The sequence below is a fragment of the Brevibacillus borstelensis genome, assembly GCF_037834415.1.
Lineage (GTDB): Bacteria > Bacillota > Bacilli > Brevibacillales > Brevibacillaceae > Brevibacillus > Brevibacillus borstelensis_A.
Genome location: NZ_JAUMSJ010000015.1, coordinates 69,444 through 82,784, shown reverse-complemented (window position 1 = coordinate 82,784; position 13,341 = coordinate 69,444). Strand labels below are relative to the sequence as shown.

At 51.4% G+C, this 13,341-nt stretch carries 12 protein-coding genes; 10 read left to right on the top strand and 2 right to left on the bottom strand.

Going from position 1 to position 13,341, the window contains the following annotated elements:
• Positions 1-189 precede the first annotated feature (189 nt).
• The 4 genes from Q3F21_RS13985 to Q3F21_RS13970 all read left to right on the top strand — a co-directional run bounded on the left by Q3F21_RS13985 (position 190) and on the right by Q3F21_RS13970 (position 3,974).
• On the top strand, positions 190-1,368 hold the full coding sequence (locus tag Q3F21_RS13985; protein ID WP_340253767.1) for a helix-turn-helix domain-containing protein: 1,179 nt from the start codon (positions 190-192) through the stop codon (positions 1,366-1,368).
• A gap of 231 nt (positions 1,369-1,599) precedes the next feature.
• Positions 1,600-1,815 carry a Spo0E family sporulation regulatory protein-aspartic acid phosphatase gene (locus Q3F21_RS13980; protein WP_340253764.1) on the top strand — a complete coding sequence of 72 codons (216 nt, stop codon included), beginning with the start codon at positions 1,600-1,602 and terminating at the stop codon, positions 1,813-1,815.
• A gap of 430 nt (positions 1,816-2,245) precedes the next feature.
• A complete protein-coding gene (locus Q3F21_RS13975; RefSeq protein WP_340253761.1) occupies positions 2,246-2,665 on the top strand; it encodes a GNAT family acetyltransferase in 420 nt (139 codons plus the stop codon).
• A gap of 478 nt (positions 2,666-3,143) precedes the next feature.
• Positions 3,144-3,974, top strand: coding sequence for a protein-glutamine gamma-glutamyltransferase (locus Q3F21_RS13970; protein WP_340253758.1), 831 nt, complete (start codon positions 3,144-3,146; stop codon positions 3,972-3,974).
• 57 nt (positions 3,975-4,031) lie between these two features.
• Here Q3F21_RS13970 and solA read toward each other — a convergent pair whose 3' ends face one another.
• A complete protein-coding gene (solA, locus tag Q3F21_RS13965) occupies positions 4,032-5,162 on the bottom strand; it encodes an N-methyl-L-tryptophan oxidase (protein ID WP_340253755.1) in 1,131 nt (376 codons plus the stop codon).
• A 193-nt stretch (positions 5,163-5,355) separates the two neighbouring features.
• Between solA and Q3F21_RS13960 the strand changes: the two genes are divergently transcribed.
• The 6 genes from Q3F21_RS13960 (at position 5,356) to Q3F21_RS13935 (ending at position 12,065) form a co-directional block, all read left to right on the top strand.
• Positions 5,356-7,083, top strand: a complete 1,728-nt coding sequence (locus Q3F21_RS13960; RefSeq protein ID WP_340253752.1) for a methyl-accepting chemotaxis protein — start codon at positions 5,356-5,358, stop codon at positions 7,081-7,083.
• Between the two features lie 293 nt (positions 7,084-7,376).
• Positions 7,377-8,162 carry an IucA/IucC family C-terminal-domain containing protein gene (locus Q3F21_RS13955; protein ID WP_340253749.1) on the top strand — a complete coding sequence of 262 codons (786 nt, stop codon included), beginning with the start codon at positions 7,377-7,379 and terminating at the stop codon, positions 8,160-8,162.
• A 243-nt stretch (positions 8,163-8,405) separates the two neighbouring features.
• The gene (locus Q3F21_RS13950; RefSeq protein ID WP_340253746.1) at positions 8,406-9,137 is read left to right on the top strand and encodes a ZIP family metal transporter; all 732 of its coding nucleotides are present in this window, start codon (positions 8,406-8,408) and stop codon (positions 9,135-9,137) included.
• Between the two features lie 113 nt (positions 9,138-9,250).
• The gene (gene motA, locus Q3F21_RS13945) at positions 9,251-10,054 is read left to right on the top strand and encodes a flagellar motor stator protein MotA (RefSeq protein ID WP_340253743.1); all 804 of its coding nucleotides are present in this window, start codon (positions 9,251-9,253) and stop codon (positions 10,052-10,054) included.
• Positions 10,047-10,865 (top strand): flagellar motor protein MotB, encoded by an 819-nt coding sequence (gene motB / locus Q3F21_RS13940; RefSeq protein ID WP_340253740.1) that lies wholly within the window; start codon positions 10,047-10,049, stop codon positions 10,863-10,865. Before motA ends, motB begins: the two co-directional genes overlap by 8 nt.
• Before the next feature lie 378 nt (positions 10,866-11,243).
• Positions 11,244-12,065, top strand: a complete 822-nt coding sequence (locus tag Q3F21_RS13935) for an alpha/beta hydrolase (RefSeq protein ID WP_340253737.1) — start codon at positions 11,244-11,246, stop codon at positions 12,063-12,065.
• A gap of 208 nt (positions 12,066-12,273) precedes the next feature.
• Here the strand turns inward: Q3F21_RS13935 and Q3F21_RS13930 are convergent, their stop codons facing one another.
• Entirely contained in the window at positions 12,274-13,203 is a 930-nt protein-coding gene (locus Q3F21_RS13930) for a macrolide 2'-phosphotransferase (RefSeq protein WP_340253734.1), read from the bottom strand.
• Between the last annotated feature and the right edge of the window lie 138 nt (positions 13,204-13,341).

Genomic DNA, 13,341 nt, shown 5'->3' with positions numbered 1-13,341 from the left:
TCGCTGCTCTATCCTTTTATATTTTTTCGGGTATGGATAATATAAGAATCATTTCTTATTGATTTTCTGAACCAATTTATCAAAGTAAATCTTCAATTTACAAAGCAACTATATGATGTTAATATTTGGATAAAGAACTAGATGTAGAGACAATAGGAAATAGGAGCAATCTGTTGGAAGGTGGTAGCCGTGAAGGAAAGTGTACATACACTTGAATTTACAACCATCGGAGATGTCATAAAAAAATATCGGGAACAGTCCGACTTAAGCATTTCACAACTTGCAAGATTATCGGGAGTCCACAAGGGAGTTATTGCAAGGATCGAAAACGGGGATACCAGACGTCCAAGCTTAAAAACGACTATCCCCGTAGCAAAAGTATTAAATATTCCATCAGACGAATTCATTGAATACTACATTGAGATCGATAAGCGTCCGAAGGTCCTATTCGGACTTCTTAACGAAGCAATTCGGTTGTGCAATGTTTCGTTGGCCTCTAAAGTTGCTAAACGGTTTCTTGAGACACCTTACGAAGATAGTCATCTGTTGATGGAACGACTGTACAATTTTGTTGCAACTCTTTCAGATCAGAGATTTCAGTTACCGTTGTACCATGTAATCATAAAATACACCAGAGAACGTGGGATGCAGCGATTTTTGGCAAAAGGATTGCTTAAGAAATACCTGTTAGAACGAGATGACTTTAATCGATTAGAAGAAACCTATTACAATGGAGAAGAAATATTACACTATGCCGATTTTCTGGATAATGAAGAAAAGGTAATCATTTATTATAAAATGGCCTTTCATGCTCATGCTATGAAAAAGTATGATAAATGCATAGAATTCGGAAAATTGGGACACGCTGAAGATCATACACAAAATGAACTTAAAGAGCGAGTAGCCTTGGCTATCTGCAATTCATACATGTTCTTGGGAGATTACTGCGCTTTAGAACAACACCTTGATTTGTATGAAAAGTTGAATTACCGCTTTATTATTGAACGTGTAAAATTCTTTCGCGGGACTGTCTATTCAAGAACAGGAAATTACGTGGGAGCTATTCCTTTGTTACGGGAATGCTTGGCTGAGACTACAGAAGTAAACCGGATCTTTAGACTTACTGAGCTATTTGATGCATTAAGCAAAGTGAGTGATCCTGATTCGATCAAAAGTTTTCTGGAAGAAGAAGAGAAAAAAATTCAGATTTTCGATAATGACCCCTATCAATATTCTGAGTTGGGCAGATATTACAAGCTCAAGGGAAATTATTTTGTGACCAACGGTCTTTTCGATGAAGGCATGGATGCATATGTGCAGAGTATCTATTATTTTGGAAAAATAGGTGCCTTAAAATTAATTATGTAGACACGTTGTTCGGATACATTATCCCACTCTATGGAGATGGGGTATTTTTTTTGTGTTAATTAACTCGAATTTAGTCGAATTTTGTAAGATGTCTGTATTTATCTGTTGTTAAAAAAATTTTGCGACAGAATTTATAATGAAAACAAAGTATATGTCATGCCTCATAAAAGAAAGTCACATATACTAAATCAACTGTTAGATGATAGGAATTTGTGCTGGTAAATATCATTATTGAAATATACTGATTTTTTTAAAGAAAGGATATTGAAATTGGAGGAAAATAAACTAATATCCATAATTGAGCAGTTGCGACTGCAACTATGTAACATGGCAAAAGAAAAAGGCATCTCGCATACTTCTGTTTTAGAATTAAGCCAAGAGCTGGATGAATACATTGTTCAATATGTCCATAAATATGGGGGGAAGAATTTTAAAATTACGGAGTAGTCATCAATTCGGACCTTGCAGCTTCATGCCCGTGGTGGCTTATAATCCTTTAATTGACCCCTTGCATCAAGTTCCCCACCTTATTACTTGACATGAAAAGCTCTAGAGATGAAAAAGGGAGAAAACAGCGAAGGTCTTTGGGACACAACCCAGGCCTCATTCCGAAAGGGGAACACGCTTTTCGCATCCAACCTCTGAGACGCTTCCTGAAAACGCGGCTTTTGGATGCGGTTCCCCTTTCGGAATGAAGCCGGACAGAAGCAGCCCCCAAGCGGTGTCCCACCGAACCTGGAGCGTTTTCTCCCTTTTTCATCTCCTCCACTAAGCCCGACCTCAAGATAATAAAGAAAGTCTCAAATGCAATAATTAGATGCCGAATCTGTAGTATAATCATTCAATATTTCAAATCCTCCACCAAGGTAATAAAACCATGAACATTCGCTCTTTCAAGATGACAGACTACGAAACAGTAGCAGAACTATGGACACGTGCGGGACTGACCCTGTCCCCATCCGACAGCCGGGAAGCGATCGAAAAAAAGCTGAAGCGAGACCCCGAACTGTTTTTGGTAGCCACCGAGCAAGACCAATTAATCGGCGCTGTCATGGGCGCTTTCGACGGTCGCCGGAGATGGGTATACCACCTGGCCGTCGACCCGCAATGCCAGGGCAAGCAAATCGGACGCCTGTTGATGAATGAACTGGAAGAGCGGACGCGCGCGGTCGGCTGCGATAAGATGAATCTATTGGTTGCGCAGGAAAACGGCCAAGTCGGAGCGTTCTATGAAAAGCTCGGCTTCGCCCGCGATGACGTGTTTTTCATGGGAAAGTGGATCAATCGGCATTCATGAACACATGTATCAGAGCCCGATACAGGATGGTTATCATCCGCTGCATCGCGCTGTTTATCAGTTAGAAGCCCAAAAGGAAGAACTTCCATTCAAATCTCTTTTCCTCCATTGATTTGCTCAAAAGAAAACACCGTAAAAATCCAAAAGCTGTAGAGATGAAAAAGGGAGAAAACAGCAAAGGTCTTTGGGACACATCCCAGGCTTCGTTCCGAAAGGGGAACACGCTTTTCGCATCCAACCTTTGAGGCGCTTCCTGAAAACGCGGCTTTTGGATGCGGTTCCCCTTTCGGAATGAAGCCGGACACAAGCAGCCCCCAAGCGGTGTCCCACCGAACCTGAAGCGTTTTCTCCCTTTTTCATCTCCTCCACTACAGCCGGAACTACGAACGTTTCAGAAACCACCCAAGCCAGAAAAGTGATAATCCCCGCCGGAATGCATACAGTGTACCAATTGCTTCAGGAAGGGGGAATCTCAGGCGTGATCAGTATCGCAGGAATGCCAGTCGACCCGGCGGCATTGGCCAGCGAATGGCGCTTGAACAGCGTCCAGCGCGAGACCGTCGACAGAATGGCTCATGCCGGGGAAGTGTTTGACTATCCGGCTGCCGATTTGCTTCGGTATGAGCTCAGACTGCGCAATCAGATTGTCGTTTCGTCGCTGCAGCTGTACCGGAGCGGCCTGGCTTTTGCCACCTTTGAGGAGACGAGATGCAATGGAAGGTATTGGCAGCGGACGGATTACGGAGGGTGCATGCTCCGGCCGCAGGTGCTCCCGTCCACAGCCATAGAAGACATTTTCCGAAACGGCCATTCCTACGCGTTCGAATGCGCCACCGCGATGGTCATTATCTTGTATCATGCGGTTTTGCAGACGATCCGCAGGTCTGATTTTGACCAATTGTTTCAAGGCATCCTGCTTTATGACTGGAGGTATGATCAGGATTTGCGGCTGACTACAGAGCAAACGCGAACCTTTTTGCCGGGGGATATCCTGTACTTTGAAAATCCGGAGTACAGGCTTGATCAGCCGGAGTGGCAGGGGGAGAATGCCGTGGATTTGGGAAATGGCAGGTACTACGGACACGGGATTGGCGTCGAACCCGCAGAGGGGATACTCCGTCATCTGAACAGCAAGCGCAGACCCGGAGCGACGCGATACGCCCAACTGCTGAGCCAGGCGACGCGGCCGGGGTTTGCATACCTGGCTGCTTTTGAAGAGACGGGTGGTGTCCGCTTCATGTCCGGGAGCACAGAGACAGAGCCGGGGATAATCAGGGCTGAGATCGGGTCGGCAGTATGGGAGCTGTAGCGGAAAACTGGCCGGGAGAGGCATCTGCCCTTCCCGGCCCTTTTTGTTGTGGACAGTCTACCAGCGACCGATGGAAAAGCGGGACAGATCATGGTCAGCCCTTCCGCTGGTCAACAGCTGACTGGCAGCCTCTCCGACCGCGCTTGCAAACTTGAAGCCATGTCCGGAAAAGCCGGCGGCAATGACGATATGCGGATACTGCGGATGCTTGTCGATGATGAAATCTTCGTCCGGGGTGAAGGTGTACAAGCAGACCTTGCCCTGGCGCAGCGGTCCCGCCGCCTGCGGCATGAACCGCTCCAGGAACGAGCGAGTATCCGCCTCGTCAGAGGGATGCGTCCCGAACGTACGGTCCAGCTGATCGGGATGCACCGGCTGGCCGCCGTCATGACGCCCGATTTTGACACCCGCCCCGTCAAAGCTGGGGAAACCGTAAAAGATCGAGTCCGGCAAATCGAAAATAAACGCGGGAAACCGGTCGGAACGGTACAGATTCTCGTCCGCTTCAAACCAGGAGACCGTTTTTCGCGTAGGAGTCAGCGGCAGGGAAAGGTCGAGAGCGGCGAGTACATCCGGATTCCATGCTCCGGCGCTGATCAACAGCCTGTCGCAGGAGTACGTGCCATGTTCGGTCGTGACGACGGCTCCATCCTGCTTTGCAGAAACCTGCTTTACCCGCTCGTTGACCTGAAGCTCGGCTCCGTGCACAAGGGCTTGCTGACGGTAGGCGCGAATGCACTCCTCGCTGTAGAGGACACCGGATGTGGGCTCGTAGCAACCGGTATAATCGTCCGGCAGTTGAATCCCCGGCCATCGCTTGGCCACGTCTTTCGCGCTGAGCACCTCCAGCGGAAGCAAGTAGCGTTCCGCACTTTTTTGCACATTTTGCACGAAACGGGAGTCGCGAGGCCCTCCGCTCAAAACGCCTGTTTGCACAAACAAGCGCTTTCCTGTCGCCTCCTCCAGCTCCTTCCACAGCTGCATGGCCCGAATCGTCAACGGCACATACAGCTCGCCTTCCCCATACGCATGCCGGATAATGCGCGTGTCGCCGTGGTGGCTTCCCATCTGGTGAGGCGGGTCGCCGGCGTCTAGCAGCAAGGTTTTGACTCCTTGACTGGCCAGATAGCAGCCGGCGGCCATTCCCATCGAGCCGGCTCCGACAATAATTGCATCGTAGTGTTTCACAGTGGCTTCCTCCTATCCCACAGTGCTGACTCATACTGTTTTCAACTATTATCCTACAGATGTATCGCGAGGTCGAGCCGGCTTTGCGGGTACTTTCAGAAAGTTTTCTCACGATGGTTTGATTTGTAAAAATTTCGGGAAATACATAGCAAGCTAATCAAAAAAATTTCAAACAAAAGAAGTGGGTGATTGCATGAAAATGACCTTAGGGAAAAAATTAAGCGGTGCCTTCTCCGTCTTGCTAGTCATCATGATCCTCTCCGGATTTCTGGCCGTATACAAAATGCACACGCTGAATGGAAAGGTTTCGGAGTTTACAGATGGCTGGATGCCTGGTCTGAAAGCGGTCCTGGAAATAGACAAGGCGCTCCAAACGATTTACGCCTACGATCAAAGCCTGTATGCCACGGTAAATCCCGCCGATAAGGAGAAAATCGTCAAGCTAATCGACGAGCAATTTCTCTATGTAGACGAGCGAATCAAAGATTATGAAAAAACGATTCAAACCGATGACGAGGCTGAAATGTTTGAAAACCTGAAAAAGACGCTGGAGGTATACAAGACCTTCAACAATCGAATCATCGAGTCGGGGAAGGAAATCGACGTCTCCACCGTGGCTACGCAGGAGGATTTGAAGCGGTTGGCGGAGCTTCATCAGCAAGCCGACAGGCTGTTCAAAGAGCGGCAGCAATATGTGGATGAATTGAAGCAGTTGAACAGGGAGGGGGCCAGCCAGGCAGTCGCGGAAAGCAACCAGCTGTATCGGGACGGCATGCGGGATACACTGCTCCTGTTTGGCGTATCGCTGGTGGGCGGGATTCTTTTGGCTGTTGTTTTGACCAGAAACATACGCAATCCGCTCATTCAATTGGTGGCAAATGTAAAAGAGGTGGCGTCTGGAAATTTGCGGGTGGAACCGTTGATCATCAAGAACCGAGACGAGTTTGCCAGCTTGACGCAGTCCTTTAATGAAATGACAGCCAGTTTGCAGACCTTGATCCGTCAGGTGAGCACGTCATCGGAGCAGGTGGCAGCTTCCGCCGAAGAGCTCACGGCAAGCGCTGAACAAACGAGCAAGGCGACAGAGCAAATTGCCGTGACTGTCCAGGAAGTGGCAGCGGGAACGGACAGGCAGGTAAAGAGCGTCGATGAAGGAGCAAGAGTCGTCCGCGAAATGACAGCCAGCATCCAGCATATCGCGGCCAACGTGCAAAGTGCGTCTTCTACGGCTGTTCAGGTCGCGGAGCTGGCGGGCGAAGGGAATCAGGCCATTCAGGCGGCCGTACGGCAAATGAGCGCCATTCACGATTCCATCCGCGATCTGGCGGCGGCGGTGGAAGGACTGGGCGCGCATTCGCAAGCGATCGGTCAGATTATTGAAGTGATCACGGGAATTGCCGAACAGACCAATTTGCTTGCGTTGAACGCGGCGATCGAGGCTGCCCGGGCGGGAGAGCACGGACGAGGCTTCGCCGTCGTAGCAGACGAGGTCCGCAAGCTCGCCGAACAGTCGTCCCAGTCGGCAGCGCAAATTGCCGAGCTGATCAATACGATTCAGCAAGAGACAAAGCGTGCGGTCGATTCCATGGAGACAGGAAATCGGGAGGTGCAGTCCGGTATCGATGTCGTCCATCAGGCAGGCGAAACCTTTGGGCACATCCAGCACTCGATCCGGGATGTCACCGAGCAGATTCAGGATGTTTCCGCCGCAGTGCAGCAAGTGTCTGCCCATACCGATCAGGTAGTGGGCGTAATCGCCTTGATTTCCGAAGTCTCTGACGTAACCGCAGACGGCACGCAGAACGTTTCGGCCGCGACGGAAGAGCAGCTGGCTTCCATGGAGGAGATTGCCGCTTCGGCGACATCGCTGTCCAAGCTGGCGGAAGAGCTGCAGGATACCGTCTCCGCATTCAAAATATAGCGGGCCGTTGTTTCGGAAGCATGGAACCGGTGCTTGTCGTTACATACCTAGAAGGGAAGGGGACTGTAGAGAGAAAAATCTCTACGGTCTTTTTCATGGAGGGGCTTTAAGCGGGCCCTGTTTCAAACCGAAAGGAAGAACAAATGCAGCCCTGCCGACATAGGCTGGACCGTCAGCATTTTCAAGTTTTTTTCGCGGACACTTGTATCGGAGGAGACGGCGGCATATAATAAGTGTAACTGATAATGAAAATCATTGACAACGATACGGACGTACACTGAGGAAGGATGGAAATGATGGGAACCGATTGGAATGCAGCCGTGCTTGAGCAGAAATACCGCATCTCTTTTGCCGATGAGACCGATGCTCCGCTTGTCTTTCCGGCGGAAGGTCTGCTTCGAAAAGAGACAAGCATGATGTTTCTGCGTCAGGTGGGGGAGCATATCGGGTCTCCCGGCAGCATTGTGACGGCATCCCTCTTTTTCAAGCGTTTTCTTGCGCTGATATGCGGCGGTCTTCACGCCATGTCCCATGATTCGGTGGGCATGAATCTCGCTCTCTCCAATGTGGCGATTACGGGAGAAAAAAGCTGGAGCATTCCGCGCTTTGTCCTGCGTGATCAATCCGTGAGCAGGCCGGAAGACGGAGACCGCACAAAGTGGCGGGAGCAGGTCGTCCGCGAGCTGTTCGCGGGCACAGCCCAGCCTTTGATCGCGGCGCTTTGTGCGGCAACTTCTGTGAAAGCAGACATTCTATGGGCCCACGCGTCGTACCTCGTTCATTTTTACTATCAGCGCTGGCAGGATGCGGCGGAGTCGGCGGAGCTCAAAAGACAGATTGCCGACGACTTTCACTACCTGACCAAGGCTGCCGGTCCATCCGTGTTTGGCTTGAAAAAGGGCCGGCCATTCGATACGTCCTATACGATGATCCCCCATCCGTCGGACAAGGGGGAGCCGATCCAGATTCGGCGCCAATGCTGTTTTCAATACCGCTTGGAGGGCGGGCGGTGCTGCTACACATGTCCGCATCTCAATGAAACGCAGCGTGTGGAGCAAATACGCGCGCTAGGTCACTAAAATGAACAACAGTGCCGTCTTTTGACGGCACTGTTTTGTTTCGTTTGAAAAGAGCAGGCAACAACAGAAACCACCGATAAGAGCGTGCACAGGCTGAATTGTTCCCGGCATGTATAAAATCCGGATTTTTTCGTATAAGTACAGGGATGGCAGTGCAGCACTTTGTTATTTGCAGGTTTTCCCCGGATTTGTGAACCGTGATATGATGTTGGAATCATCGTACTTGGCCCTGGGGGTATATTCATGGAACATCTGGTAGTGGGCAGTTTTTTGTCTGCATTGGCAACGGGGGCTGGCGCTCTTCCGATCCTTTTCTTCAAGCGGGTAACGCATCGCTGGCGCGACATTCTGCTGGCGTTTACAGCGGGAATCATGGTGGCTGCGTGTACGTTCAGCCTGATCCCGCAGGCGATGGCAAACGAAAGGCTGATCGTCGTCTGTCTCGGGGTGCTGACGGGAACTGTGCTGCTGACGCTTTTGGAAAGCGTCATTCCGCACATCGATCTGGAGCACACGCGGGCGAATATCTCGATGGACTCGCAGTCTTTGCTGATTTTGTCGGCCATTACGCTGCACAATATTCCGGAGGGACTCTCCGTCGGGGTCAGTTATTCAGCCGAGCAGAGTGGCCTGGGCGGACTGATCGCCTTTGCCATCGGCGTCCAGAATGCGCCGGAGGGCTTTCTCGTGGCCTTGTTTTTGATCAATCAGCGGGTCAGCCGCTTTAAAGCCTTTTTGCTCGCGACGCTGACAGGATCAGTCGAGATCGTCTCTTCATTTGTCGGGTATTACCTGACGTCTTTCGTAGAGGGACTGGTGTCCTACGGGCTGTCGTTCGCGGCCGGAGCGATGCTGTTCATCGTGTACAAAGAGCTGATTCCGGAGAGCCACGGAGACGGTCATGAGCGCTCCGCGACCTTTTCGTTTATCGTCGGACTGCTGGTAATGATTTGTCTGATCAAGTGGTTTGGATAAGGTTTTCACAAAACTGTCCCGATTTTCCGCAACTTCCTCTCACAACCGAAGGCAGAATTACCGAAACCATATATATAGATATTTTTTGAACACGGTAGTTAGGGAGTGTCACAATGGAAAAATCGACCTTGCTCGGTATTGTATTAGGGATTGTTGCAGTTATCGTCGGGATGATACTGAAACACGCGAGCCCGAGCGCCTTGCTGAATCCGGCAGCCTTTATGATTATCATCGTAGGTACGGTTGCGGCTCTGCTGAACGCGTTTCCCCTCTCGGAAATCAAACGGGTTCCTGCACTCTTCAAAATTTTGTTCACCGAACAGAAGCTGCCGTCCAAACGGGAGCTGATCGACCAGTTTATGAACTGGGCTTCCATCGCTCGTCGCGAAGGTCTTCTGGCGCTGGAAAACACCTCGGACGAGATCGAGGACCCGTTCCTCAAAAACGGCATGAAAATGATCATCGACGGCGGAGAGCCGGAGTTTGTCCGGGACGTCTTGAATGAAGAGATTTACGCGATCGAAGAGCGGCACCAATCCGGCGCACTGATCTTCAGCCAGGCGGGAAGCTACGCCCCGACGCTCGGGGTATTGGGCGCGGTTGTCGGTCTGATTGCCGCCCTGGGGAACCTGAGCGACATCGATGCTCTCGGCGTGTCGATCGCGGCGGCATTCGTAGCGACGCTGCTGGGGATTTTCACCGGGTATGTTTTGTGGCACCCGTTCGCGACCAAGCTGAAGCGCAAATCCAAGCGGGAAATCGAGATCAAAAAAATCATGGTGGAAGGGCTGCTTTCCATTCAGGCGGGCGTTTCTCCAGCGGCTATCGAGCAGAAGCTCCTCGTGTACATCCCTTCGCAGGAACGTGCAGCAGTGAAGGAGGAGAAGAAGGAGGAGGAGGCCGCAGTAAATGGCTAAGCATTCCAAACGTCACGCCAATCATGACGAGCATATGGATGAATCCTGGCTGATTCCTTACGCGGACTTGCTGACTCTGCTTCTGGCCTTGTTCATCGTATTGTTTGCCTCCAGCAAGATGGACGCGAAAAAATTCGATCAGATGGTCCGTTCCTTTGATGTGGCGCTGAACGGCGGCATCGGCGTTTTTAATCAGCCGAGCCCCGTGCCGCTTGATCCGTCGCTGCCTCAGCAGACCTTGCATATGGGAAAAGAGACCGACGATAAGGAAAAGACAGAGGAAGAGAAGAAGATGGAAGAGGCCATCCGCAAAGAGACGGAGGATCTCAAGAAGCTGCAGCAGCGTATGGAAGATTACATCAAGACAAACAGCCTTGGGGACAAGCTGCAGACTCAGCTGACGGATGAAGGCTTGCTGATCACGATTTTGGACAATGCCCTGTTTGATTCCGGAAAAGCAGACCTCAAGCCGGAGGCCCGCAAATTGGCTGCGGAAATGGCCGCTATGCTGGTGCCGCATCCAAAAAAGGTGACGGTCACGGGCCATACGGACAACGTTCCGATTCATCGGTCTGAATTTCCGTCCAACTGGGATCTCAGCGTGAAGCGCTCCGTCAACTTTTTGAAGGTCCTGCTCGAAAACAGCAACCTGGACCCGTCCAAATTCAGCGCGACGGGGATGGGCGAATACCATCCGGTGGCTTCCAATGCGACGCCCGAAGGAAGAGCGAAAAACAGACGCGTAGAGGTAGCGATCCTGCGTGATTTGGCCTCGCCGCCAAAGAGCAGCCCTCCGCCGCCGACCGAGTAGACAGGATAAAGACTGAATAGACAAAGGACGAAGGACAGCGGTTTTCGCCGCTGTTCTTTTTTGTGCCGGGGCAGCCAGCCGCCAGTCAAAACAGCTCATCGACGAAATGAAATAGGACTGGAGCAGTCGACCTCGCTCGTTTATTGAAAGAGAAATCGGCAACCTCCGTGAATTCGCTTTTGGAAGGCACTCAGCGTTGGGCGGAAGTGCGAAAAAATAGTCACAGTGCGCTCCCTACACAAAAGAAACAGCGGCAGACCAGGACTCCGGCTTCCCGGCGCCGCTGGACGCCTTGACAATACGTGAGGAAAGAGGAATAATGCAAATATAACAAAGTAAGATAATCGGAATACTTTTATATAAAAAGGAGGAGTTCAGGTGAGCTACGCAGAACGGTCGGTTCGGATTCCCTTTGACCAGTATGAGCTGGCTGCCACGTTCCATGAGCCTGAGCTGATACGAAAAGACGATATGCTGGCGGATACGACGCTGCTCATCTGCCACGGATTTGTCGGCAACCGGATTGGAGTGGATCGACTCTTCGTCAAAGCGGCCCGCGATCTGGCGATGTCAGGGCTGACAGTGGTCCGATTTGATTACGGCGGATGCGGGGAAAGCGAGGGCGACTACGGCGCCGGAGGATTGGATCTCTTGGTCAGACAGACTCGCGAGGTGATTGCGTTTTTACGTTCCCGCAAGCAGGGGCGCGCTGCCCGCAGAATTCTCCTGCTTGGACACAGTCTGGGCGGGGCCGTTTCAGTCATTACGGCGTCGCTCGAACAAAACATCGAGGGCTTGATCCTTTGGGCGCCCGTTCCGCGGCCGTTTGCAGATATTGTGCGGATTGTAGGCGAAGCCGGTTACGAGGAAGCTGTGCAATACGGCCGGACCGATCACCGGGGGTACTCCTTGCAGGAGTCGTTCTTTCAATCCCTTCATGCCTACGACCCTTTGCAGCAAGCCGGTCAATTTTTGGGGGACGTCCTACTGCTGCACGGAAACAGGGATGAGGTCATCCCGCTGGACTCCCTTTTTTATTATGAGCGCGAATTTCGATTGCGAGAGAGCGGACGCTGCGAAACGGAGATTATCGTACGGGGAGATCATACGTTTTCGCTGGGAGACGCCTATCAGCGGCTGGTCGGAAGAACGAGCGGCTGGCTGAGCTCATTTGCCGGGAGTGGAACCGTGGCGATATGAGCAGATATAGGGGGCGGAGAAAAAGCATTGTAAATAGCAGTAGAAAAGACAAAGATCGCCGGGACCACCGAGCGATCTTTGTTTATCCAAGGTACATAAGCTTGAAGTGAATGGAAGCGATTTGTCGAGTCGCTTTTCCGATGCACGTGTTTCGACACGACTTAGGGCGTCGCACGGGAAGGCGATTCTTTTCGCCGGACTGCTCCCGTTATGGTTCGAGCACTCCCAACGCTCCCCGGGCCATTTCCAGGTCGCTCTCCTTTCCCGTATGCAAGGCGAACATTCCGATCAGTACCGGATAGGCGGCCCACTGTTCGGCAATATGCTCGCGCATGCGAGGCCATACTAGACCTCCGCAAGCCTCGTACGGTTTCAACAAGGCGTCAAGCCCGTTCTCTCCAAACAGCGCGTAATAAATGGTGAAATCCGTACCGGGATTCGTTACCTCTGCTTCGGTCCAATCTAAAAGTCCTGTCACCTGATTTTTCGCGTTTATCAGGATGTGCGGAGGATGGAGGTCTCCGTGAACCAAAGCGGAATGACTGGGCCAGTAGCTATCGTCAGAAATCCACCTTTGCCACCTGTCCCACAGCGTCTCGGAAACTCCCAGCTTTCGTTTGATGTCATCCATATTTTTGGAAAAGGTCTCCCGTGCCTCGTCGGGACTCTTGACGCGAAGACCGGCAGAAGCCGCCAGTTCATGGTCAACCCCATGCAGGGAAGCAAGTGTCCGGGCGAGAGAACTGACGAAGGCGGCAGGCAGCGGGTCGTGCTCCATTTTCCATGCATATCCCTGCGATGACGGATCTACCGTTGCGGCGGGAACTCCCTCCAACATCGGATAGGCGATCAGCTCCGGTGTGTAGATGCGCCAATTCGGAACGGTCGCAGGCAGATGACGGTGCACCAGCTGCAGTACCTTGTATTCATTCTCCGCTCTGTCCATCACGCCGGGCCGTCTTGGCTTGCGCAAAACCCAGGGGACGCCATCTTCATCCGTTACGAATGCGACCTGAAAGTCCATGCCAGACTCATTGATCTCTACACGACTCGGATCGATTCGAAGACCGTTCGTTTCGGCTATACGCAGCATATCAGCGATAATCGTTTGATGATTTGTTGATTGAATAGGGTTCATAGGGGCGAGTCCTCCTTTTATTTTTGCTCTTGTATGGCAGCAAACTTTGCTCTGCTGCCCGAGAACTGCGCCAGCAAAACGAAAAACACAGGCTGCTGCTGCCTGTGTTTGGAATAATCGGAAGGGATGGGACAGCTG